The sequence below is a fragment of the Lysobacter auxotrophicus genome, assembly GCF_027924565.1.
GTDB classification, from domain to species: domain Bacteria; phylum Pseudomonadota; class Gammaproteobacteria; order Xanthomonadales; family Xanthomonadaceae; genus Lysobacter_J; species Lysobacter_J auxotrophicus.
Genome location: NZ_AP027041.1, coordinates 431,003 through 455,745 on the forward strand (window position 1 = coordinate 431,003; position 24,743 = coordinate 455,745).

The 24,743-nt window shown below is 69.7% G+C and carries 11 protein-coding genes; all 11 read left to right on the plus strand.

Going from position 1 to position 24,743, the window contains the following annotated elements; genetic code table 11:
- The first annotated feature begins 9 nt into the window (after nucleotides 1-9).
- Nucleotides 10-8,568 carry an SdrD B-like domain-containing protein gene (locus LA521A_RS01865; protein WP_281780694.1) on the plus strand — a complete coding sequence of 2,853 codons (8,559 nt, stop codon included), beginning with the start codon at nucleotides 10-12 and terminating at the stop codon, nucleotides 8,566-8,568.
- Nucleotides 8,565-11,942 carry a hypothetical protein gene (locus LA521A_RS01870; protein WP_281780695.1) on the plus strand — a complete coding sequence of 1,126 codons (3,378 nt, stop codon included), beginning with the start codon at nucleotides 8,565-8,567 and terminating at the stop codon, nucleotides 11,940-11,942. Before LA521A_RS01865 ends, LA521A_RS01870 begins: the two co-directional genes overlap by 4 nt.
- 1 nt (nucleotide 11,943) lies before the next feature.
- Nucleotides 11,944-12,948, plus strand: coding sequence for an OmpA family protein (locus LA521A_RS01875; RefSeq protein WP_281780696.1), 1,005 nt, complete (start codon nucleotides 11,944-11,946; stop codon nucleotides 12,946-12,948).
- Between the two features lie 102 nt (nucleotides 12,949-13,050).
- The gene (locus LA521A_RS01880; protein WP_281780697.1) at nucleotides 13,051-13,680 is read left to right on the plus strand and encodes a YjfI family protein; all 630 of its coding nucleotides are present in this window, start codon (nucleotides 13,051-13,053) and stop codon (nucleotides 13,678-13,680) included.
- Nucleotides 13,677-14,405, plus strand: coding sequence for a PspA/IM30 family protein (locus tag LA521A_RS01885; protein ID WP_281780698.1), 729 nt, complete (start codon nucleotides 13,677-13,679; stop codon nucleotides 14,403-14,405). Before LA521A_RS01880 ends, LA521A_RS01885 begins: the two co-directional genes overlap by 4 nt.
- Nucleotides 14,402-15,049 (plus strand): hypothetical protein, encoded by a 648-nt coding sequence (locus tag LA521A_RS01890; RefSeq protein WP_281780699.1) that lies wholly within the window; start codon nucleotides 14,402-14,404, stop codon nucleotides 15,047-15,049. Before LA521A_RS01885 ends, LA521A_RS01890 begins: the two co-directional genes overlap by 4 nt.
- Nucleotides 15,050-15,113: 64 nt before the next feature.
- Nucleotides 15,114-17,144, plus strand: a complete 2,031-nt coding sequence (locus LA521A_RS01895) for a flotillin family protein (protein WP_281780700.1) — start codon at nucleotides 15,114-15,116, stop codon at nucleotides 17,142-17,144.
- A 61-nt stretch (nucleotides 17,145-17,205) separates the two neighbouring features.
- Nucleotides 17,206-17,466, plus strand: a complete 261-nt coding sequence (locus LA521A_RS01900; RefSeq protein ID WP_281780701.1) for a hypothetical protein — start codon at nucleotides 17,206-17,208, stop codon at nucleotides 17,464-17,466.
- A gap of 111 nt (nucleotides 17,467-17,577) precedes the next feature.
- Nucleotides 17,578-22,959, plus strand: coding sequence for a DNA repair ATPase (locus tag LA521A_RS01905; protein ID WP_281780702.1), 5,382 nt, complete (start codon nucleotides 17,578-17,580; stop codon nucleotides 22,957-22,959).
- Nucleotides 22,960-22,973: 14 nt separating this feature from the next.
- Nucleotides 22,974-23,639 (plus strand): hypothetical protein, encoded by a 666-nt coding sequence (locus LA521A_RS01910; protein ID WP_281780703.1) that lies wholly within the window; start codon nucleotides 22,974-22,976, stop codon nucleotides 23,637-23,639.
- Nucleotides 23,636-24,739, plus strand: coding sequence for a toxic anion resistance protein (locus LA521A_RS01915; protein ID WP_281780704.1), 1,104 nt, complete (start codon nucleotides 23,636-23,638; stop codon nucleotides 24,737-24,739). Before LA521A_RS01910 ends, LA521A_RS01915 begins: the two co-directional genes overlap by 4 nt.
- The last annotated feature ends 4 nt before the right edge of the window (nucleotides 24,740-24,743 follow it).

A 24,743-nucleotide genomic window follows, 5' to 3' on the forward strand; every position in this document is an offset into this window, starting at 1 on the left:
GGATATGCAATGGGTCCGGTCCGTTCCACCCGCCGCTTCGCGCGCGGGTCGAGGTTGTGCACGCTCGAAAACGCCAATGGCGCGAAGCTGCCGCGCGGTGGCGCGCGTCGCGTCGTGCGCGCACTGGCCACCGCGGCGGTGCTGGCGATGTTTTCGCCACTCGCGTGGGCGGTCGACCTGCAGCTGACCAACCTGTCCGACGACGGCTCCGATCCGACGCCGGCCGGCAGCATCGTGACCTACAGCGTCACGCTGGAGAACGCCGCGGCCGACACCGCGAGCGACGTCCGCAGCGTGTTCGATCTTCCTGCCGGCAGCACGGCCGTCAATCTTCCGGCGTTCTGTTCGGTCGATGCGGGCGACGCGACGCGCGTGGTGTGTGCGCACGGCAACGTGCTCGGCACGCTGGGCGGCGGCGCGCCGGTGACGTTCGAACTGCAGGTCAGCACGGCGGGCATGCCCGTGGCGCCGATCGCCATCGCCGGCGCGGTGGGCAGCGGCCCGGCGCCCGCGGCCTCGACGAAGGTGGCCGCCATCGGCGCGCCCTTCATCAGCGACACCAACGTCGCCAACAACAAGGAAAACCAGACCACCACGCTCACCAGCGCGGGCGACCTGCAACTCACCAAGACCGCGAACGCCGATCCGGTCGTCGCCGGTTCGCTGATCACCTACACGCTCAGCGTGCGCAACAACGGCCCCAGCGCGAGCAGCGGTTTCAGCGTGGTCGACACGCTGCCGTCGGGCGCGACGTTCGTCGGCCCCGCGACGGGCACCGGCTGGAACTTCTCCGGCGCGAACGGCACGTACACCGGTTCGCTCGCGTCCGGCGCGACGGCGACCTACCAGTTCACCGCGCGCGTGACCGCCGCCGGCGGCACCATCGTCAACAGCGCCGTGGTCAATGCCGGCGCGACGCCCGACCCGGTCATCGCGAACAACACCGACGACGTCGGCGCGACGGTCATCGCCGGCGCGGACATGGAGATCACCAAGTCCGCCTCGCCGACGCCGGCCACCGGCGGGCAGCCGATCACCTTCACGCTCAACGCGCTCAACCGCGGCCCGAGCGCCGCGGCGAACGTGAGCTTCACCGACACGATGCCGGCGGGTTTCCTGATCACCGGCGGCAACCAGCCCGCCGGCTGGACCTGCACCACCACCGCCGACCAGACCGCGCGCACCTGCGCACGCACGAGCGCCTACGCGTCCGGCGCCAGCGACACGTTCACCATCCAGGCGATGGTGCCGTCGTCGGGCCAGGGCAGCAGCGGCAACCAGACCAACACCGCGACGATCACCAGCAGCACGGCCGATCCAACGCCGGCGAACAACACCGGCAGCGTCACCTTCACCGTGCTCGCCGACGGCGCCGACCTGGAACTGGCGAGCAAGACCAAGGCGCCGGGCGTGGTCGCGACGTGGAGCGGCAGCGGCGACGATTCCGACAGCCGCATGACCTCGACGATCCGCATGCGCAACCGCGGCCCGCGTCCGGCGACGGGGCAGGTCGAGATCGCCGACACCCTTGCCGCGGGCGAGGAGTTCCTGTCGTCGCCCAGCACGTCGTGGACCTGCGCCGCGCAATCGGCGTATGCGCCGCCGCCGGCGCGCCAGCTCGTGGTGTGTTCGCTCAATGTCGGTTCGCTGCCGCTGGCGGTCGCCAACGGCGCCGGCAATCCGCTCGCACCCGACCTCGTCCTGGTCACGCGCGCACGCGCCGCGGGCACCCTCACCAACAACGCGTGCACCGGCGGCAGCGGCGGTTCGGCCGAACCGCTCACGGGCAACGGCGTGGACGTCGACGGCAACACCGCCAACGACTGCGCTGGCGCCGGCGTGCGTACCACCACGCAGCGCGCCGACCTTCGCATCGCCAAGCAGACCAACGGCGCGGGCGACGCGGACAACACCCTGCCGCTGGGCTACACCGGCGCGGACTACACGCTCACCGTCACCAACGACGGCCCCGACGGCACCGCCGGCGTCGTCGTCAACGACCAGATCCCGGGCTACCTCACCGGTCGTTCCAGCGCGACGGTCACCACGCCCGCCGGCTGGTCCTGCAATGTCGCCACGAACGGCAGCGTGCAGTGCCGCTCCAACAACACGGTGCTCGCCTCCGGGGCGTCGGCGGTGCTGACGATCCACGCGGTGGGTCCGTTCAACGACAGCGCGGGCACGACCAACGTCGCCTGCGCAGGCACCACGCTCAACGGCATCCGCTGCGGCACGGCCGGCGTGGGCGTTGACGCCTCGATCGCCGGCGCGGTCGGCGAGGTCAACACCACCAACAACTCGGCGTCCGACTGGGTGCGCGTGCCGCGCGTGGCCAACGTGCGCACGCGCGCGAAGACCATCACCAGCGGCGCGGTCGGCCGCGAAGGCGTCAACAGCGTCTACCGCATCGACTACGACAACCAGGGGCCTTCCACCGCGGTCGGCGTCGTGTTCCGCGACGTCTTCACCCTGCCGGCCAACGACGCCGGCTTCGTGATGATCTCCGCGAACCGCACCACCGGCGGCAGCGGCAACACCGCCTGCGCGATCGCCCGCAGCCCGGAGGTGAACGTCGTCACCGCCGCGGGCGGCAATTCGTACTCGACGTCGGGCGCGCCGGGCACCGTCAGCGTGACGTGCCCCGCGCTGAACATGGGCAACGGCGTCAACGAAAGCCTTACCGTCACCATCCGTCCGAACAACCAGCCGGGCGGCAGCGCCGGGCGCCAGATCGACAACCTCGCCGGTTTCGACTTCACCGCCGTCTCGAACGGCAGCGACGGCAATGGCGCGTTCGACTACAACAGCGTCGCCACCGTCGCCGACGATGAGAAGACCGCCTCGCTCACCTTCCAGGCGAACGCGGTCGACCTGATCACCAACAAGGTCGACACCGGCTTCACCGGCGGCGTCGATCCGCTCGGCTTCGACCAGACCAACCCGTCCGGCAACCTCATCAACTACCGCGTGACGGTGACCAACCAGGGCCCGTCGGTCGCCAACAACGTGCGCATCCGCGACACGATGTCGCCGATCGCCGGCCGCACCGTCACCTTCCTCGGCACCTCGCTCACCGCGGGCGGCGCGCTGGAAGGCACGCCGCGCTGCACCGTCGCCGGCGGCAGCAATCCGACCACCGGCGCGCCGCTGGAACTGGACTGCGTGATGCCGGGGATCGGCTTCGCCACCAACGTCAACGGCGTCGTCGGCGTCACCCAGACCAGCACGATCTATCTGCGCTACCGCTACGACACGGCGCCGGGCGCGACCGGCGACACCGTCACCAACGTCGCCGTCGCCAGCTCCGACGAGGTCGACACGCAGCCGGCCAACAATTCCGAAGGCGAGAACACCTCCATCCGCTCGCGCGCCGACGTGGGCGTGAGCAAGACGATGGTGCTCACCGCCGACCAGGATCCGGCCGTCCCGCTGCCCGCGTCGGTGACGCAGGTGTCGATCCTGCAGCCGTTCTTCTACGTCATCGACGTGGTGAACAACGGCCCGGGTTCGAGCCTGTCGCTCGACCGCAGCGGCAACAACCCGCTGGAAGGCACCGGCACGGTCGTGACCGACACGCTGCCGGCCGGCGTGGTCGTCACCGGTCCGATCACCTGGCGCAAGCGCGGCGTCAACGCCGGCGGCCAGGAACCCAACGGCACGGGCCAGTGCACCCGCGCGGGCAGCCTCGTCACCTGCAACCTGGGCGACGTCACCTTCGATCCGGGCGAACGCGGCCGCGTGCGCATCCTCGTGCCCGCGCGCTGGGACGCCGTCCCCGCCGGCGGCACCAGCAACAACAGCGCGAACGTGAAAAGCGAGCAGGTCGACCCGGTGCCGGGCAACGACAACGTCACCGTGCCGCTGAGCATCGTCAGTTCGAGCCTCGCCGGCACCGTGTTCGAGGACCGCCAGCGCATCGGCACCGACGGCGGCACGCCGCAGGCCGCGGCGAACGAACCGCGCGTGGCGAACGTGACCATCACGCTTGCCGGCGTCGACGCGTACGGCAACGCGGTCAACCGCACCACGACCACCGACGCGAACGGCAACTACAGCTTCGCCGACCTCGCGCCGTCGGACGCCACCGGCTACACCGTCACGCAGACGCAGCCGGCCGGCTACGTCAACGGCCCGGTGAACCCGCCGACCTCCGGCGCCAACGCGCCGTCGTCGGGCGGCACCTTCGATGCGGGCGCGCCGAACTCGGCATACACCGCGGTCGTCCTGGGCGCCGGCGTCACCGCCACGCGTTACCACTTCCCCGAAGTGCGCCGTCCGAGCCTGTCGGGCTTCGTCTATTCCGACGACAACTTCGACAACGTGCGCAATCCCGGCGTGGACGGCGCGATCGCCGGCGCCACGGTCGAACTGCTCAACGCGGACACCAATGCCGTCGTCGCGACGCAGGTGACCAACGCGTCGGGCTTCTATCAGTTCACCGATCTCGACCCGACCATCGCCTACACGCTGCGCGAACCGCTGCCGGCGGGCCGCTACGTGAACCGCCCCAGCGCGGTGAACCCCGGCCTGGTCGCCGGCGCCGCGTGCGCCGCCGGTTGCGTCGCCGGCACCGGCATCGCGCCGGATGCCGCCACGACCGACCGCATCGCGCAGATCGACCTGTCCGCCGGCGTCAACGGCACCGAGTTCAACTTCGGCGAAGCCGCCAACGGCGCGTCCCTCGCCGGCCGCGTGTGGCTGGACATCGACAACGATGGCGCGATCGACGCCGGCGAAACCGGCATCGCGAACGTCGCCGTGACGCTCACCGGTACCGATCGCAACGGCGTCGCGGTCAATCTGACCACGACCACCGCCGCCGACGGCAGCTACTCGTTCAACACGCTGGTGGCGGGCAACTACACCGTCACCGAGCCGACGCAGCCCACCGGCACGCTCAACGGCCGCACGATCGCTGGCTCGGTCGGCGGCACCGCGAGCGTTCCGTCCGTCACGCCCTCGAGCGTCACCGCGATCGCGCTCGCCGCCAACCAGGCCGCGACCGGTTACGACTTCGGCGAGATCCAGCCGGCGTCCGTCAGCGGCCGCGTGTATTTCGATCACGACGAAGACGGCAACGTCGATGCGGGCGAAACCGGCATCGCGGGCGTGCAGATCGTGCTCGCCGGCACCGCCGACGACGGCACGCTGGTCAATCGCACCACCACGACCGACGCCAACGGCGCGTACGCGTTCCTCGACGTGCGTCCGGGCACCTACACGGTGACCGAGCCGACGCAGCCGGCGAACACCCGCAACGGCCTGACCACGCCGGGCCACATCGGCGGCGTCGCGACGGGTACGGCCACCGGCCGCGCCGTCGTGCCGTCGGCGATCGCGGGCATCGTGCTCGCGCCGGAACAGAGCTCGGTGGAGAACAACTTCGGCGAGATCGCCGATTCCCCGGACCTGCTGGTGAGCAAGTCGGCCACGCCGGCGACGTTCACCGTCGGCACCGACAGCCGCTACGTCGTGCGCGTGCGCAACGCCGGCAATGCGCCGACCGCGGGCCAGTACGAGGTGGAGGATCGCCTGCCGACCGGCGTCACCCTGTCGGCCACGCCGACCGGCACCGGCTGGACCTGCGTCGGCGCCATCGGCGCGGACCGTTTCCGCTGCACGGGCACCGACGTCATCGCGCAGGGCACCACGCACGCGGCCGACATCACCGTGCCGGTCGCGGTCTCGGATGCGGCGGCTGCGGCGTCGCCGGTCGTCAACGCCGTGCTCGTGCGCGGCGGCGGCGAAACGCCGGCGCGCGTGCCCACGCAGGCCGAGGAAGACGCCTTCGCCGGCACCGTCGGCACGCTGCCGGTGTGCGATCCGGCCATCGCGCACAACGCGTGCCGCATCCAAACGCCCGTGCAGCGCGGCGCGTCCATCGCCGGCCGCGTGTTCTTCGACAACAACGACAACGGCGCGATCGACGCCGCCGATGAAGTCGGCATCGCCAACGTGTCGCTCGTGCTGACCGGCACGGACGAACTCGGCAATGCGATCGACCTGGCCACCACCACCGACGCCGACGGCCGCTACGCGTTCGCGAACCTGCGTCCGGGCACCTACGTGGTGACCGAACCGACGCAGCCGGCCGGCAGCACCAACGGCATCACCACCGCGGGCTCGATCAACGGCGCGAGCGTCGGCATCGCGACGGCGAAAACCGTCGTGCCGTCGGCGATCTCCGCGATCGCCGTCGCCGCCGGCCAGGATTCGGTCGGGAACGACTTCGGCGAAGTCGCCGATTCGCCGGACCTGGTCGTCAGCAAGTCGGCGACGCCGGAGCGCTTCACCGTCAACAACAACGCGACGTATGCGATCCGCGTGCGCAACATCGGTCCGAAGGCGACCGTCGGCGACTACGTCGTCGAAGACCGGCTGCCGACCGGCGTGACGCTGGCCGCCACGCCCACCGGCAACGGCTGGACGTGCACCGGCGCCGCGGGCGATTCGCGCCTGCGCTGCGTCGCCACGGCCGCCATCGCCTCGGGCGCCTCGCTGGCCGATGCGATCACCGTGCCGGTGCGCATCGGCGCCGAAGCCGCGTCGGCCTCGACCCTCCGCAACGCCGTCCTCGTGCAGGGCGGTGGCGAGGACGCGCAGCATTCGCCGACCCCCGACGAGCGCGCCGCGTTCGAAGGCGACGCCTCGAAGCTGCCGGTGTGCGACCCGGCGATCGCGCACAACGCGTGCCGCATCGACACGCCGGTGCAGGCCGCCGCGTCCCTGTCGGGCACGGTGTGGTTCGACATCGGCCACGAGGACGTCCTGCTCGACGGCGGCGACCGCCGCCTGCAGGGCTGGACGGTGGAAGTCGTCGATCCGGCGACGGGACGTGTCGTCGCCACCACGACCACCGCCGCCGACGGCAGCTACCGCGTCGCCGACCTCGTGCCGGGCGTGCAGTGGAACGTGCGCTTCCGCGATCCCAACGCCGGCGCGCTGTGGGGCTTCCCGGTGACGGGCGAAACCGCCAGCGGCCCGGTCGCCGCGTGCGACACCGCCGGCGCGCTGGCGAACCATCACGCCTCGTCGTGCCGCAACACCGGTAACGGCGTGAGCCAGCTGGAAGTCGTGCTCGTCTCCGGCGAGAACCTGCCGCAGCAGAGCCTGCCGATCGATCCGAGCGGCGTCGTCTACGACGCGGTTTCGCGCGATCCGGTGCCGGGCTCGGTGGTGACGCTGGAACCGGCGGGCGTGTGCCCGGACTTCGATCCCAACACCTCGCTGCTCAACGTCGCCGGCGGCGGTTACACGGTCGATGGCAACCGCGTGTCGATGACCGTCGGCAACGACGGCTTCTACCAGTTCCTGTTCGGTCCGGCCGCGCCGGCGAGCTGCGAATTCCGCCTCACCGTCACGCCGCCGTCGGGTTACGCCTTCCAGTCGCAGATGATCGCGCCGCAGGCCGGCACGCTCACCGCGCCGGGCGGCGTCGGCAACAGCTACCCGGTGCAGCCGCAGTCCACGCCGCCGTCGGGCGCGGTGGGCGAGGGCACGCGCTACTACCTCTCGCTGGTGGCCGGTTCGGGCACCGCGGGGATCATCCACAACCACATCCCGCTCGATCCGGCCGTGGCGCCGGGCCTGGTGATCAGCAAGACCGGTGACCGCCAGACGGTCGAGGTCGGCGACACGCTGCTGTACACGATCACGATCCGCCAGACCGCAGGCAACGCGCTGGCGTCGGTGAACGTGCTCGACCGCCTGCCGCCGGGCTTCACCTACATCGAGGGCACGGCGCGCGCGAACGCGGCGGCGATTGCCGAACCGCTCGGCAAGCCCGGCCCGCTGCTGTCGTTCCAGGCCGGCGGCCTGCGCATCGGCGAGCAGATCGTCCTGAACTACCGCGTCCGCGTGGGCGTCGGCAGCCAGCAGGGCGACGGCATCAACCGCGCGCAGGCGCACGGCTGCAACATCGCCGGCGGCTGCATCGACGCGAACTCGCTGCAACCGCGCGCTGGCGCCGTGGCGTCCAACCGCGCCGAGTACCGCGTGCGCGTCACCGGTGGCGTGTTCACCGAGGAAGGCTGCGTCCTCGGCAAGGTCTTCGTGGACTGCAACAACAACCACGTGCAGGACCGCGAGGAACTGGGCGTGCCGGGCGTGCGCATGTACTTCGAGGACGGCACCTGGATGGTGTCCGACTCGGAAGGCAAGTACAGCTACTGCGGCCTGCCGCCGAAGAGCCACACGCTGAAGGTCGACGCTTCGACCCTGCCGGTGGGCTCGCGCCTGACCACCAGCAGCAACCGCAACCTTGGCGATGCCGACAGCCTCTTCATCGACCTGAAGAACGGCGAGCTGCATCGCGCCGACTTCATCGAGGGCAGCTGCTCCAACCCGGTGCTCGAACAGGTCAAGGCGCGCCGCACGCAGGGCGAGGTGCGCGCGCCGGAAACCGAAACCGGCAAGCCGCTGCGATTCGACAGCAAGTCGCCGCGCTGGCCGCAACAGGGCACCGACTCGTCCAAGCAGTCGCCGCGGATCGTCGAGCCGCGCGAAACCGGGCGCCCGGCGGAGCAAACGCCAACGCATGACGCGCGCAACACGGAGACGCAGCCATGAGCCGTGCACGCATGAAACACCCGCGCGCACCGATGCTGCGCATGACCACGCTCGCCTGTGCGCTGCTCGCGCTGCCGGCCTTCGCGCAGACCGTCGGACAGCCGGGTCGCTTCACGCCGGTGCTGGGCGAGGCCGACGCGTTGTATCCGCGCGCGCCGACGTCGATCGATGCGCCGCCGCGCGTCACCGCCGTCGCATCGGGTGACGTCGATTACGCCGTCAACGCACAGACCGCGCGGGTGGAAGTCGAGCTCGATCGCGATGGCGTGCCGGCCGACGGCCAGTCGCCGGTGCACGTGACCGTGCGCATCCGCGGCAACGACGGCGAGCCGCTGCGTGGCGAAAGCTTCGCGACGATCGAGCATTCCGGCGGCCGCGTGAAGCTCCCGGGCGCCCGTACCGACGAACTCGGCCCGGCGCATCTGGATGCCGATCGCGCGACGCCCGGCGTGCAGCTGCGTGTCGTCGACGGCCTCGCCGAGTTCGACCTGCTCGCGCCGCACGATCCGCAGGACGTGCTGCTGCGCATCACCGCCGGCGGCGAGACCGCCGAAGGCGTGGTGAGCTTCCTGCCGGAAATGCGCGAGATGATCGCGACGGGCCTGATCGAAGGCATCGTCAACTTCAAGCGCGACCGCAACAGCGTCATCGACCCGGTGCGCAGCGACGACGGTTTCGAGCGCGACATCCGCCGCTGGGAAAAGCAGTTCAACAACGGCAAGGCGAACGCCGCCGCGCGTACAGCGTTCTTCGTCAAGGGCCGCATCAAGGGCGAGTACCTGCTCACCGCGGCCTACGACTCCGACAAGGACGTGCGTGGCCGCCTGCTGCGCGACATCGATCCGGAGGAGTTCTATCCGGTATACGGCGATTCGTCGCTGCGCGGCTTCGATGCGCGATCGGCGCAGCGCCTGTACGTGCGCGTCGACAACAAGCGAAGCTACCTGCTGTATGGCGACTTCCAGACCGGCGACGGCCTGGCCAGCACCACCGGCGTGGGCACGCGCGGCGGGGCGATCCCGCAGCGCAGCCTGGGCACGTACAACCGCACCGCGACCGGGCTTGGCTGGCATTACGAGAACGATCGCGTGCGCACCAACGTGTTCGCCATCGAAGACTCGCTGCGCCAGGTCATCGACGAGATCCCGAGTCAGGGCAGCGGCCCGTACGGCCTGAGCAACAACGCGGTGCTGGAAGGCAGCGAACGCGTGGAAGCGATCGTGCGCGATCGCAACCAGCCCTCGCGCATCGTGTCCGTGCGTCCGCTCGCGCGGTTGGTGGACTACAGCTTCGAGCCGTTCTCCGGGCGCATCCTGCTCAATCAGTTCCTGCCCGCGTTCGACAGCGACCTCAATCCGGTGTCGCTGCGCGTGACGTACGAGCTGGACCAGGGCACGGAGAAGTTCTGGGTCGTTGGCGGCGACGGTCAGTTCCGCATCAACGAGCACCTCGAGGTCGGCGGCAGCTACGTCGACGACCGCAATCCGTTCGCCGCCTTCGAGATGGGCAGCGCGAATGTCGGCGTCCGCCTGGGCAGGAACACGTACCTGGCGCTCGAGGCCGCGCGCACGCGCAGCGACGTCAATACCAATCCGATCAACCAGTATTCGACGCCGGCGCTGCAGGATCTGAGCGGCGAAGTGGAAGGCGATGCGTACCGGCTGGAATTCGCGCAAGCGGGCGGGGATTTCGACGCGCGCGTGTTCGCGGCGCAGACCGACCCTGCATTCAACAACGCGGCATCGCCGCTGTACGGCGGTCGTGGCGAATACAGCGCGGAGGCCACGTATCGCGCAGGCGAGCGCACCGAGCTGTACGTCGAGGCGCTGCGCAGCGAGGACCGCAACCCCGACGGTGGCGAACGCGATGCGGCCGGCGCCGGCGTGCGCTACCAGGCAACCGAGCGCATCACGCTCGACGGCGGCTATCGCGCGATCCGCGAAACCGTCGGCGCGTATTCGACGTGGTCGAGCGCGACGCCGTTCGGCGATACCGGCGGCCTCAGCGGCGGTTATGCGACCGGCGCGGCCGGTGGCGCGCTGGGCTACGGCCAGCAGCCGCTGGACCCGCTCAGCGGTCTGCCGGTGATCCGCAGCAACGGCACCGTGCCGACGAGCGACCTGCCGATCGGCACCGAGCTGTCGTCCGACACCGTTCGACTCGGCCTTGGCTACAAGGCGAGCGATCGCATCGTGATCGGCGGTGAGGCCGAACAGGACGTGCGCGGCGAGGATCGCAATCGCGTCGCACTCGGCGCCGACTACCAGTGGCGCGAACGCACGCGTCTGTACGGCCGCTACGAGAAGCAGACCGGCCTGACCAGCGCGTACGGCATCACGCAGGCGCATGGTGAAAGCGATGCGCTGGTGCTCGGCGTGGACACCAGCTACCTGCGCGACACGCAGGTGTTCAGCGAATACCGCATGCGCGATGCGATTTCCGGTCGCGACCTGCAGGCCGCGTCGGGCATCCGCAACCAGTGGGACGTCAGCGAAGGCCTGCGCCTGAGCAGTTCGGCCGAACACGTGAAGGTGTACGACGGGCAGAGCGGCGATGCGACGGGTCTGGCGTTCGCGCTGGATTACAGCGCCAATCCGCTGTGGCGCGGGGCGGCGCGCATCGAGCACCGCATCTCCGGCGACGTTCGCCAGACCGAAACCGACGAGCGCTTCGACACGACGCTGCTGCAGCTGATGACCGCGCGCAAGCTCAACCGCGACTGGACGCTGCTCGCGCGCAACTACCTGCTGCACACCGATTACGCAGCCCGTGGCGACGTGCTGCAGGATCGCTTCCAGCTCGGCGTGGCGTACCGCGACACCGACCGCAACCGCGTCAACGCGCTCGCCCGTTACGAGTACAAGCTGGAGAAGGACGAGAGCGGGCTGGTCACCGGCAGCGCGACGTCGGGCGATGGCGGCCAGGACCTTCGCGTGGCGGCGCACATCGTCAGCACCCACGCGGACTGGCATCCGTCGCGTCCGTGGTGGCTGACCGGCCGCGTCGCGGCGAAGTGGCAGCGCGACCAGTTCCTGTACGCCGACGGCAATCGCGTCGAAAGCCGCTTCCGTGGCGTGCTGCTGTCGGGCCGCGTCGTGTACGACATCACCGAGAACTGGGACGTCGGCGTACTCGCCGCGTCGTTCCGCGGGCAGGGCGGCGCCGACCAGTACGCCGCCGGCGTCGAAGTCGGCCGCCTGCTGCGCCAGAACCTGTGGCTGTCGGCCGGCTACAACTGGACCGGCTTCCGCGGCGACGACGACCTCAGCGGCTACGAATACACCCAGGAAGGCCTGTTCCTGCGCCTGCGCTTCAAGTTCGACGAGGACTTGTTCCGCCGCGAGGACCGCCGCTACCGGCAACCCCAGCATTGAGATGAACGCCATGACCATGCACACCACCGCACTCACCGTGGCCGCGCTGTCGCTCGCGCTCGCCGCCGGACTCGCGCAGGCTGCGTCGCTCGCGCCGCAGCGCGAACGCACCACCGATGAAGCGATCCACGCAGACCATGCCACGTACCAGGCGACGCAGGACCGCATTCAGGCGCTCAACGACGCGGGCCGTCCCGTACGCGACTACGCGCTGTCGAAGGCGCAGTGCTGGCTCGACGTGTCCTTCCACGAGTACACGCGCAACGATCGCAGCGATTTCCCGCAGGAAGCGCTGGACGAATCGGTGAAGCTGATCGTCGCGATGGAGCAGGGCGTCTCGCCGATCCTGACCGACACGCCGCTGGTGAACCGCGCCGCGCGCCTGCGCGAGGATCTTTGGAAGCGCCTGGGCGCGATCCATGGCACGCCGGGCTTCGCGTGCGCGCAGCAGGCGGTGGCGTGCGGCGAAGTCGAACTCGTCCACGCGGGCAACGAGTTCAACCAGCAGCAGTGGCGCCACGCGAAGCCGTACATCCAGATCGCCGAGGACATGGTGTCCGACGCCGAGGCGATGGCGCGCACGTGCGGCAACGTCGAAGGCGCCGCGTCGTCGCCGGCCCCGATGGCGCTGACGGCGAACGTGCTGTTCGAGTTCGACCGTCGCGCGCTCGCCGACGTCCGCGAGCATTCGCTGCGCACCGTCGATCGCGCGCTGGCGCGCGTGCGCGAGGAGAACCTCACGCTGACAGCCGTGCGGCTGATCGGCCACGCCGACCGCATGCAGGGCCAGGGCTTCGACTACAACCAGGCGCTTTCGCGCGATCGCGCGGAAACGGTGAAGGCGTACCTCATCGCGCAGGGCGTCGATACGTCGCGCATCGCGTACGAGTACCGCGGCGATACCGAACAGGTGCAGGCGTGCGACGGCATCCGCAACCGCGAGGCGCTGCGCGAGTGCCTGCTGCCGAACCGGCGGGTCGAGGTGAAGTTCGAAGTGGCGAGGTAAGCCGCTGCTGCCGGCGGGGCGGGGGAGGCCGCCCTGCCGTTCGTCGGATCGGGCTTCACACCCCATTGACGAACCTTTCATGAAATACCTACTGTAAGTTTCATGAAAGGACCTCGCCCGAAGTCGTCCACCGAGTACGTCCGGGAATTCCGCGAACGGATGCGGCAGGAAGGCTTCGTCAAGAAGGATGTCTGGATCCTCCCGGAGCATGCGCAGGAGCTGAGCGCCGTCGAGCGCCGCCTGCGACTTCCGGGGGGCGCCGACACGCGCGGGACCGAGGGCGCGGCGACGGCGTGGACCGCGCGCAGCCTGCAGGCCGCGCTGGCCGAATCGCGCCCGGTCCGTGCGGGGTACGTCTCGCTGGAGCTGCTCGAAGGCGTGCAGCCCAGCCTCCATCTGGTGATGCACGAACACGGCGACCTGCCGGTGTTCGTCGCCGTCAGCGGCGAGCAGATCATCGTCGAATCGCTGATGTGGCCGGTGGCCGACGTGCTCGACACCGCCGCCTTCAACGCGCACGTGCTGCGCACGCACAAGGTGCTGCCGCTGTCGAACATGGCGGTGGAAACCATCGGCGGCGTCGCCTGCTACATCATGTACGGCGCGCTGGACACGCATTCCAGCCTCGCCAACGTGATCTTCGAGATCGAGACGCTCGCCGAGAACGTGCTCAACGCGGCCGAAGCCTACGCGCCGTTCCTTCGCGAGGAACTGCTGGAGGGCGTGGCATGAGCGCGCTGTCCCGCATCTTCGGCCGCGTGCGCGAACAACTGGCCGAGCTGGGCGAGGCCATCGCGCCGGCCGACGCGCAACGCGACCTCGACGACGACATCCGCACCAGCGATGCCCGCGTGCGCGAGCTTCGCGCCGCGCTCGCCGAGCTGCAGGCCAGGCGCTTCACCGCGATCGAACGCATCGACCAGACCATCGCCGCGATCGTGCAGCGCGAGGCGCAGGCGGTCGCGTCGCTGCAGGCCGGCGAGCGCGAACTCGCGCAGGACGTCGCCGCCGACATCGTGCAACTCGAACACGCCCGCGACGACGAGCAGGCGTTCGTCGCGCAGCTCGACGGACGCATCGCGCAGCTGCGTCACCTGGTCGAGGAAGGTGAGAACGGCCTGCGCCGGTTGCAGCTTCAACTCGACGCGCTACGCGCCGCCGAAACCGTGCAACGCGCGCAGGAAACCGTGGCCGGCCGCCAGAACGGGCTGCCGCAGAACGCGATCGAATCGCTGCTGCGTGCGCGCCGGCAATCCGCGCCGCGCGAATCCGGCGACGCGGGCAGCGAGCCGGCCGGGAATCCCGATCTCGACGCGCGCCTGCGCGCGGCCGGCATCGACGAACGCAACGCCCGTGCGCAGCTCGTGCTCGACCGGCTGGCGCAGCGGATGACGGACACGACGCCACCCGCGCGGCGTCGAAGCAGACAGGCCAGGACACCGAAGGGTTCACGATGAACGACTTCCTCACCACCGCGCTCACCTTCCCGACGCTGCTCTACAGCATCGTGCTGGCGGTGTGCGTCGTGTACTGGCTGCTTGCCGCGACCGGCCTGGTCGATGCCGACGGCCCCGACGGCCTCATCGGCGGCGAAAGCCACGGCCACGGCCACGACGGCGACGCAAGCAGCATCGCGGCGATGATCGCGCGCCTGGGGCTGAGCGGCGTGCCGGTGATGATCGTGCTCACGGTGCTCGCGTTCCTCGGCTGGCTCGGCACGTACTTCGTGCACCTGCTGGTGCTGCGTTCGCTGCCGGACGCCTTCCGCCTGCTCGCCGGCATCGGCGTCGCCATCGCGATGCTCGTTCCCGGCGTGTTCGCCACCTCGCTGCTGCTGCGGCCGCTGAGCCGCCTGCTGCTGCGCCTGCGCCCGCCGACGGAAGCCTCGATCCTCGGTCGCGTGGCGATCGTCAGCACGCCGTCGGTGGATGCGGGCTATGGCCAGGCGACCGTCGACGACGGCGGCGCCGGGCTCGTCCTGCAGATCCGCGACGCGCAGGCCGAGCGCTTCAAGCGCGGGGACCGCGTCGTGCTGATCGAATACCTCGGCGCGCAGCATGCGTACCGCGTCGTGTCCGACGAGCAGTTCCAGCGTCTGTGATCCACCCGTAGCGCCGGACGCACCGTGGCGGCGCAGTAGAACGATTCAACAAGGAGAAGTTGCAATGAGCGTGTCCCTGGTCCTTCCCTTCCTGATCGGGGCGGGCATCCTGCTCGTCGTGATGCTGGGGCTGTTCGGCCTGTTCAAGGCCTTCTACGTCAAGGTCGACCAGGGCACGGCCCTGATCGTCAACGACATGAGTTCCACGCCGAAGGTGCGCTTCACCGGCGGGCTCATCATCCCGGTGCTGTACCGCGCCGAACACATGCGCATCAGCCTGATCACGCTGCAGGTGGACCGCCGCGGCAAGGAAGGCCTGATCTGCCGCGACAACATGCGCGCCGACATCACCGTCGCCTTCTACCTGCGCGTCAACGAAACGCAGGCCGACGTGCTGCGCGTGGCCAAGGCCATCGGCGCCGACCGCGCGTCCGACAAGAACGCGGTGGACGAGCTGTTCAACGCCAAGTTCTCCGAGGCGCTCAAGACCGTCGGCAAGAAGTTCCAGTTCACCGAGCTGTTCGAACAGCGCCAGGAGTTCCGCGACGAGATCATCAAGATCATCGGCAACGATCTCAACGGCTACGTGCTGGAGGACGTCGCGATCGACTACCTCGAACAGACGCCCAAGCACCTGCTCGACCAGAACAACATCCTGGACGCCGAAGGCATCCGCAAGATCACCGAGCTGACCGCGCAGCAGAACGTGGTCACCAACGAGCTCGAGCAGAACGAGCGCCTGGCGATCACCAAGAAGAACGTCGAGGCGCGCGAGGCGACGCTGGCGCTGGAACGCCAGCAGGCCGAGGCCGAAGCCCGCCAGAAGCGCGAGGTCGAGACCATCCGCGCGCGCGAGGAAGCCGAGACCCAGAAGGTCAAGGAAGAGCAGCGCCTGCTCGCCGAACAGGCGCGCCTTGCGGCCGAGGAGCAGATCCAGATCCGCGACCAGAACCGCCAGCGCGAGGTCGAAGTGGCCGAGCAGAACCGCCAGCGCGCCGTCGCCATCGAGGCCGAGCGCGTGGATCGCGCGCGCCAGCTGGAAAAGGTCACCACCGACCGCGAAGTGCAGCTGCAGGGCGTGGAGCGCGACAAGGTCGTCGAGAACGGCAAGATGGACGTGGCCAACATCACGCGCGAGCGCATCGCCATCGACAAGACCGTCGCGCAGGAAGAGGAGCGCATCAAGGAAGTGCGCGTGGTGTCCGAAGCCGAACGCGAGCGCCAGTCGCGCGTGATCGCCGCCGAGGCGCAGGCGCAGGAAGACCTGGTGCGCACGGTGAAGGAAGCCGAGGCCGCCGAAGCCGCCGCGCGCTTCAAGGCCAACGAGATCACCACCATCGCGCAGGCCGAGCTCGACGCGGCCGCCAAGAATGCCGACGCCAAGAAGCTGCTGGCCGAAGGCGTGCGCGCCGAATCCGCCGCCCCGGGCCTGGCCGAGGCGCAGGTGCGCGAAGCCGAAGCGAGCGCCATCGAAAAGGTCGGCGTCGCCGAGGCGCGCGTGATCGAGGCCAAGGCCGAAGCCACCTACAAGCAGGGCAGCAACGAGGCGCGCGTGCTCGCCGAGAACCTCGCCGCGCGGGCCGAAGGCGAGGAGAAGATGGGCCGCGCCCGTGCGACCGCCGTCGAATCCGTCGGCGTCGCCGAAGCCAACGTCACGGTGAAGAAGCTCACCGCCGAGGCCGAAGGCCTGACCGCGAAGTTCGAGGCGATCGACTCCCTCACCGACACCGCGCGTGCGCACGAAGAGTTCCGCATGACGCTGGAAACGCACCTCGAACAGGCGATGGCCGCGATCGAGGCCGGCCGCGAGGTGTCCAAGGAGAACGCCGAAGTCATCGCATCGGCGCTGCGCAACGCCAACATCGACCTGGTCGGCGGCGACGGCGGTCTGTTCGAGAGCTTCAGCAAGGCGTTGTCGCTGGGCAAGTCGATCGAAGGCTTCGCCGGCAAGAGCCCGATCGTGCAGGACCTGCTCGAGCGCTACCTCGGCGTCGCGCGTCCCGCGCCGCGCGAGCCGGTGATCGAAGGCGCCGCCGCGCCGGTGGTGCCGATCACCGCCGCGGAGAAGACGCGCCAGGAGCCGATCGGCGCCTGATGCGCCGCAGGCCTTCCGTATTTCCGCTTGCTGTTACCGCCCAACGACAAGGATTTCAGACATGAGCAAAGAGAACCGCGACTTCCTGGAAATGGCCTTCCACTCGATCCAGTGCTTCGGCGACGACGGGCGCCTGGATGCGGCCGAACTCGGCCGCATCCTCGCCATCGCCGAACGCAACGGCGTCACCGACGACAACGAGCGTCGCGTGCTCGGCAACATCATCGCGCGCATCCGCCCGGAGGAAATCGACGCCGCGATGAAGGCGCAGCTGGACGCGATCGCGCGCAAGTTCGGCATCGCGGTGCCGGCTTCGGCCTGACGACGTGAGCGATGCAACGCGCCGGCCTCGCATGGCCGGCGCACACCGCGAGGTCCGGACCGACCTTGAGCCGCCGCTTTGAGAACGCCCAGGACCGGGCGAGGTAACACGATGTCGCAAGCCGTCACCGAAGAACACGCCGCCAACGCGCCCGATGCCGTCGCAGCGCAGGTCGACCAGGCCGTCGCCGAAGGCGGCGCGTACGACGTCCTGCGTCGTCGCCTGGACACGCAGGGCCAGCGCCTGCAGCAACTGGCCGACGCGTTGAACCAGCGGCGTCTGCAGGAGTTCGGCGACAGCCGGCTGGAGGTCATCGGCCGCCTACGCATCCGCACCGAGAACAACTGCATCGGCCGCGACATCGTGCCGGTCGGGCAGATGCTGCTGTTCGGCTACAACGTGTTCATGGGCCTGAAGACCGTCACGCGCGTGCAGGACGTGTTCGGCCTGTATCGGCTGGTGGAAGGCGCCGACGGTTTCGACGTCGCGCCGGTGGAGATCGCCGGCAGCTTCCTCGGCGATGCCGCCTTCACCCGAGATTTCGACGAGCTGTACGCGTACTACAAGAACGCGCGGCTCATGCAGCTCGACGTCGCCGGCGGCAAGCTGCTGGCCGCGTTCCAGATCGGCGAGCGCGCCACCGACGTGCGCGTGTTCCGCTGGGCCATATCGAACCAGGGCGAGCTCACCTACCTCGACACGCGCGGCGCGCAGGACCTCGTGCTGCCGCCGCCCTTCGACTTCGACTGGACGCGCGCCACGCGCGAGCGCATGGTCAGCGGGCGCTTTCCGCACCTGAACATCCTCGACACGCTCTTCGTCGAAACCACCGGCGGCGATCTCACCATCAAGGTCGAGAACAACACCGAGCGCGGCGAGGGCATCTACAGCGAGCCGGTGGAGGACAAGACGCAGTCGCTGGACGACGCGACCATCGAATACGCGCGCGTGGGGTCGCTGATCCTGCTGAAGGTGCTGCCGTACCGCGAGACCGAATGGCGCGGGCTGGTCTACAACACGCTCACCGGCACGGTCACGCGCAACGACGCGATCACGCAGGCGTGCGTGCAGCTGCCTGAAGACCACGGCATCCTCTTCCCGGGCGGCTATTACCTGCAGAGCGGGGAGAACAAGACCTTCGACGCGCGCATGGACGCGATGCAGTTCCAGCGTGCGATCCGCTCGCCCAACGGCGAGGACGTGATGTACGCGTTCTACGAGCCCGAAGCAGGCCGGAGCGCGCTGTTCGTCTACAACATGATCCAGCGCAGCCTGCAGAACCCGCTGTTCGGCCACGGCCACGCGGTGCTGCCGGACGGGCGCATGGTGCTGTTCCATGCCGAGGGCGACGGCGCCACGCGCGTGCATCCGATGCAGGTGTGGCAGACGCCGTTCGCCAGCGACGAGTTCGCCGCGAGCCGCCCGCCGGGCACCAGCTTCATGGGGCGCATCGGCAACGCCGAGATGGTCCGCGGCCTGTCGAACCTGATCGACCTGGCGCGTCGCATCGACGACCCCGACGTCTCGATGTCGCGCTACCAGCTGCTGGTGCAGCATGCGCGCCGCCTGTTCGACGCGCACCACTGGCTCGACGATGCGAACTGCGACGGTGCCGCCAGCCTGCTGCGCGAGATCTGCGCGACCGGCGAATCGGTGCTGGACGAGTTCGAGAAGGTGCAGGACATCCGTCGCCAGGCGGACGCGGCGATCGCGAAGGCGCGCACCGAGCACAAGGCGTTGATGGGCCGCCTGCTGCCGGAAAACTGGACGCAGATCGCCGAGTTCGTCGAAGCGCTCGGCGCGATCGGGCGGCTGCGCGGCCAGCTGCTGACGATCCGCGAATACCGCTACATGGACGTCGCCGCGATCGACGAGATGGGCGCGCAACTGCAGGCCGCGCACGAACGCATCGGGCAGGCGACGGGCGCGTTCCTCGGCCACGACAAGGCGCTGGCGCCGTTCGCGAAGCAGGTCGAGGAACTCGACGCCGCCGCGCAGCAGGCGCAGACCGCCAAGCAGCTCGCCGAACACATCGCCGCGCTGCAGGCGCGCTCGGGCGAGCTGGACATGCTGTCCGAGCTCGTCGCCGGCCTCGCGGTGGACGACGCGACCCAGCGCACGCGCGTGGTCGAAGCCATCTCGCTGATCTACGCAAAGTTGAACCAGACGCGCGCACGCGCCGAGCAACGCCGCAAGTCGCTCGGTTCCAGCGAGGCGGTGGCGCAGTTCGGCGCGCAGTTCGCGCTGTTCGGGCAGGCCGTCACCAACGCGCTGGCGATGGCGACCGATCCCGAGCGCGCGGACGAGCAGCTGTCGCGCCTGATGGTCCAGCTGGAAGAACTGGAGAGCCAGTTCGGCGAACACGAGCAGTTCCTCGGCGACATCCTCGCCAAGCGCGAGGAGCTGCTCGAGGCGTTCGACGCGCACAAGCAGGCGTTGCTCGACGACCGCCAGCGCAAGGCGCAGGCGGTGCTCGATGCGGCCAACCGCATCCTCGAAGGCCTCGCGCGACGCACGGCGAAGCTCGCCGGCATGGACGAGCTCAACGCGTTCTTCGCCGGCGATCCGCTGATCCTGAAGATCCGCGAGCTGGCCGGGCGCCTGCGCGCGCTGAAGGACACCGTGAAGGCCGACGACGTCGAGGCGCGCCTGAAGGGCGCGCGCGACCAGGCCGTGCGCGGCCTGCGCGATCGCAGCGAGCTGTTCGAGGACGGCGGAAACGTCATCCGGCTCGGCCGCCATCGCTTCAGCGTCAACACGCAGCCGCTCGATCTCACGCTGCTGCCGCGCGGCGACGAGCTGGCGCTGCACCTCACCGGCACCGACTTCATGGAGCCCGTGCGCAGCGACGAGCTCGCTACGCTGCGCGAGTTCTGGCCGATCACGCTGGAATCCGAATCGCCGGCGCTGTATCGCGGCGAATACCTCGCCGGCGCCGTGCTCGAAGCCGCCGAGGCGGGCGTCGACGGGTTGTCGATCAAGTTGTTGCAAAGCCAGGTAAGCGACGCGGACGCACTGGCGAAGACGGTGCGCGACTTCGCCGCACCGCGCTATCGCGACGGGTACGAGCGCGGCATCCACGACCACGACGCCGCGCGCATCCTGCGCGTGCTGCTCACGCAGCGCGCCGCCGCGGGCAGCCTGGTGCACGCGCCGCTTGCACGTGCGTTGGCGACGCTGTTCTGGGCTCAGCACGCCGGCGACGCCGCACGCGCGTGGGCGCAGCGACTGGCCGGCGCGCGCATGATGCGCGAGCTGTTCGGCAACCGTGCGGGGCTGGACGCGCTGCGTGCGGAGATCGCGTCGGCGGTGTCGGCGCACATCGACGCCACGTCGCTTCCGATCGACGCCGCGCTCGCGGACGATGCCGCCGATTACCTGATGGACGAGCTGGGCGAGGCGGACGTCGCGTTGCAGTCGTCGCGCTACGCGCGCGAACTCGTCGATGGCCTGCGCGAGCGCCTGAAGGCCGGCGGCGCGCAGGACAGCTTCGATCGCACGCTCGCCAGCCTGCCGCTGCCGGCGCGCTGGGCGCATGCGCTGCAATGGCTGGAAGGCCTGTGTTCGCAGCCGGCGTTCGCCGCGCTGGCGCCCTACGCGCCGGAAGCCGCCGCGTTCCTGATCACCGAAAGCTCGGTGCGTCAACGCAACAACGACGCCGCGCTGCTGGGCACGCTCGACGGCCTGCTCGGTGAACACCCGCGCATCGAAGGCGGGCGCATGGCGCTGGCGGCGGACGACCTGTCCGCGCGGCTGCGCGCGCACCGCGAACGCTTCTTGCCGGGGTATCGGCGCTTCCAGTCGATCCGCCAGGAAACGCTCGCGCGCGAACGCGAGGCGTTGCGGTTGTCGGAATTCCACGCGCGGCCGCTCAGTTCGTTCGTGCGCAATCGCCTGATCAACGACGTCTACCTGCCCATCATCGGCGACAACCTCGCCAAGCAGATGGGCACCGCCGGCGAGGGCAAGCGCAGCGACCTGATGGGCCTGCTGATGCTGATTTCGCCACCCGGCTACGGCAAGACCACGCTGATGGAGTACGTGGCGCACCGGCTCGGGCTGATCTTCATGAAGGTCAACGGTCCCGCGCTGGGCCACGAAGTGCGCTCGCTCGATCCGGCGCAGGCGCCGGACGCGACCTCGCGCCAGGAGCTGGAAAAGCTCAACCTCGCGCTGGAGATGGGCAACAACGTGATGCTGTATGTCGACGACATCCAGCACACGCACCCGGAATTCCTGCAGAAGTTCATCTCGTTGTGCGACGGCACGCGCCGCATCGAGGGCGTGTGGAAAGGTCGCACGCGCACCTACGACCTGCGCGGCAAGAAGTTCTGCGTGGTGATGGCCGGCAACCCGTACACCGAGTCCGGCGAGGTGTTCAAGATCCCGGACATGCTCGCCAACCGCGCCGACATCTACAACCTCGGCGACGTGCTGGGCGGCATGGAAGATGCGTTCACGCTGAGCTACCTCGAGAACAGCCTGACCTCGAACGCGGTGCTCGCGCCACTGGCGACGCGCGAGATGGCCGACCTGTACCTGCTCGTCGACAAGGCGCGCGGAAAGGACGTCTCGCTCAACCAGCTCGGCCACGCGTACAGCGCGGCCGAGACCGCCGAGATCATCGCGACGCTGCAACGCATGATGCAGGTGCGCGACGTGGTGTACCGCGTGAACCAGCAGTACATCGCGAGCGCCGCACAGGCCGACAAGTACCGCACCGAGCCGCCGTTCCGCCTGCAGGGCAGCTATCGCAACATGAACAAGCTCGCGGAGAAGATCTCGCCGGTGCTCAACGAGGCCGAACTGCAGCAGCTCATCGCCGACCACTATCTCGGCGAGGCGCAACTGCTCACGACCGGCGCGGAGGAAAACCTGCTCAAGCTCGCCGAACTGCGCGGCACGCTCGACGAGGCCACGTCCGCGCGCTGGGCGCAGATCAAGCGCGATTTCCTGCGCAACAAGGCGATGGGTGGCGAGGAGGACGACGTCGGCGGTCGCGTGGTAGCGCAGCTGGCGGACATCGCCGGCGGATTGCAGGCGATCGGCCAGGCGGCGCAGGTGCCCGCTGCGCCCGTGGTGGCGCCCGCGCCGGTGCAGGAATCGCCGCCGTGGGAGGCGATCCTCGCGCAGCTCGAACGCATGGCACAGCGACGCGACGACGCGCCGGCATCGCCTGCCGCGCCCGTTGCGCCGCCTGCGGGCGACCGAACGCTCGCCGATGCGCTGCCCGAATCGATGCGCGCGGCGATGGCGCCGCTGCTCGACGCGGTGCGTGCGAGCCACGCCGGGCAGGAACACGTCGGCAACGCGCTGCTCGCGCTCGCGCAGGCCTTGCGCGAAGGCGTGGTCGCGGCACCGGGCAAGGCGAAGCCGACGGGCCGTCGCCAGCACAGTCCGACCGAAACCGAGCAGCCGCTCGATGCCGCGCTGGAGCAGTTCAGCGGCATGACGCTGGCCGAAATCAGCCGCGGCGAGCCGAAGAAGCCGTGAGCCGGATCGCACGAATGCAGGACGCATCGGGCGCCGTCGACCTGGACGCCATCAACGCATGCCTCGCGCACTTGCCGACCGGCGCACTGCTAGCGCAGCTCGATGCGATCCTCGCCGCGATCGACAGCAGCGATCCGTCGCGGCAACGTCGTCGCAGCGGTTTCCTCGGCCTGCTGCTGGCCCGCGATCTCGTCGCGCAGGCGCAGGCGGGCGATGCCGACACGCGCGTTCGCCTGCACCTGGCCGCCGCGCACGACATAGCCGCGCAGCTCGCCGACCAGGCCGCGCAACTCGAATCCGTACCGTCGCGGCTTCGCGACGAGGCCGTGCAGTTGCGTTCTTCGACGACCGATCCTGCGACCGACGACCCGCAGCGTCGCGCCGCGATCGCCGCCACGTGGGAGACCGCCGCCGCGCACGTCGAACTCGTGCGCGGACACGCCGCGCAGCTGCTGCGACGCCATGCGCAGGTGCGCGACGTGCTGGTGCCGGCGTGGCGCCAGCAGGCCGCGATTTCCGCGCGCGGCGGCACCGCCCGCATCGTTCGCCTCGACGATGCGTTGCGCAGCCAGATCGCCGCGCTGCGCGCTGCCGCCGTGACCCCCGTTCCGTCCACCGATCCGTCCCAAGACCCGGCGCCCGCGATCCGCGATGCCGACACCCAGGAGCCTTCGCCATGAACACGACCACCGACGCCGTCGCCGTGCCCGCGGAACGCTCGCCGAGCGAGGCCGAACTGTCGGCGCTCGGCCTCGGCGCCGCCGACGTCGCGCGCATCCACGAGGTCGCGCGCGCCACGCAGGACATCGCGCCGACCAGCCTGATGGGTTTCGGCAAGGACGTTGCGAGCAAGACCACGGAGTTCTCCTCGCAGCTGCTCGACCAGGTGCGCAACCGCGACCTGGATGCCACCGGGCAGACGCTGGGCGACGTGGTGCGCATCGCGCGGACGCTGAACCTGCGCAAGCTCGGCGCGCGTTCGCGCCTGCCGATCGTGGGCCCGCTGATCGACCGCATGCGCGCCTCCAAGGGCGAGCTGGTGCAGAAGTTCAGCAGCACCAACCAGCAGATCGAACACCTGATGCGCGACGTCACGCGCCAGCAGGACGACCTGGGCAAGCGCGTGAAGGACTTCGACCGCATGCACGAGATCGTGCTGGAAGAGCGCCGCGAACTCGGCATCCACGTCGCCGCCGGCCGCTTGCGCATGGAGCAGCTGCACGCCGATCGCCAGGCGCTGGAAGGCCAGGACGATCCGCAGGCGCGCACGCGCCGGTCGGAGCTCGACAACGCGATGCGCCTGCTCGACAAGCGCATCGGCGACCTCGTCCTGCTGCAGCATGCCGCCGACCAGTCGTTGCCGACCATCCGCATGATCCAGGCCAACGCGATCCTGCTGATCGAGAAGTTCGGCGCGGTGCGCGACATCACCATTCCCTCGTGGAAGCGCAGCTTCGCGATCCAGCTGTCGCTGGAGGAGCAGAAGAACGCGGTCGAACTCGCCACCGCGATCGACGACGCGACCAACGAGATGATGCGCAACAACGCGCGCCTGCTGCACGAGAACTCCGTCGCCACCGCGAAGGCGAACCAGCGCGGCGTGATCGACATGGAAACGCTGCAGTACGTGCACGACCAGCTGATCAAAACGGTGGAGGACGTGCGCGCGATCCATCGCGAAGGCGTCGAGAAGCGCCGCCAGGCCGAGGGCGACCTGGTGCGGATGCGCGAGGATGTACAGAAGCGCCTGGCGGCGCCGGCCGTGGATCGTCCGGCCTGAGCGC

Excerpts from the sequence above, each read along its gene's own strand:
- LA521A_RS01915 (WP_281780704.1), top strand. The coding sequence starts at position 23,636 with ATGAACACGACCACCGACGCCGTCGCCGTGCCCGCGGAACGCTCGCCG.
- LA521A_RS01895 (WP_281780700.1), top strand. The coding sequence starts at position 15,114 with ATGAGCGTGTCCCTGGTCCTTCCCTTCCTGATCGGGGCGGGCATCCTG.
- LA521A_RS01885 (WP_281780698.1), top strand. The coding sequence starts at position 13,677 with ATGAGCGCGCTGTCCCGCATCTTCGGCCGCGTGCGCGAACAACTGGCC.
- LA521A_RS01890 (WP_281780699.1), top strand. The coding sequence starts at position 14,402 with ATGAACGACTTCCTCACCACCGCGCTCACCTTCCCGACGCTGCTCTAC.
- LA521A_RS01870 (WP_281780695.1), top strand. The coding sequence starts at position 8,565 with ATGAGCCGTGCACGCATGAAACACCCGCGCGCACCGATGCTGCGCATG.
- LA521A_RS01910 (WP_281780703.1), top strand. The coding sequence starts at position 22,974 with ATGCAGGACGCATCGGGCGCCGTCGACCTGGACGCCATCAACGCATGC.
- LA521A_RS01865 (WP_281780694.1), top strand. The coding sequence starts at position 10 with ATGGGTCCGGTCCGTTCCACCCGCCGCTTCGCGCGCGGGTCGAGGTTG.
- LA521A_RS01880 (WP_281780697.1), top strand. The coding sequence starts at position 13,051 with ATGAAAGGACCTCGCCCGAAGTCGTCCACCGAGTACGTCCGGGAATTC.
- LA521A_RS01905 (WP_281780702.1), top strand. The coding sequence starts at position 17,578 with ATGTCGCAAGCCGTCACCGAAGAACACGCCGCCAACGCGCCCGATGCC.
- LA521A_RS01875 (WP_281780696.1), top strand. The coding sequence starts at position 11,944 with ATGAACGCCATGACCATGCACACCACCGCACTCACCGTGGCCGCGCTG.
- LA521A_RS01900 (WP_281780701.1), top strand. The coding sequence starts at position 17,206 with ATGAGCAAAGAGAACCGCGACTTCCTGGAAATGGCCTTCCACTCGATC.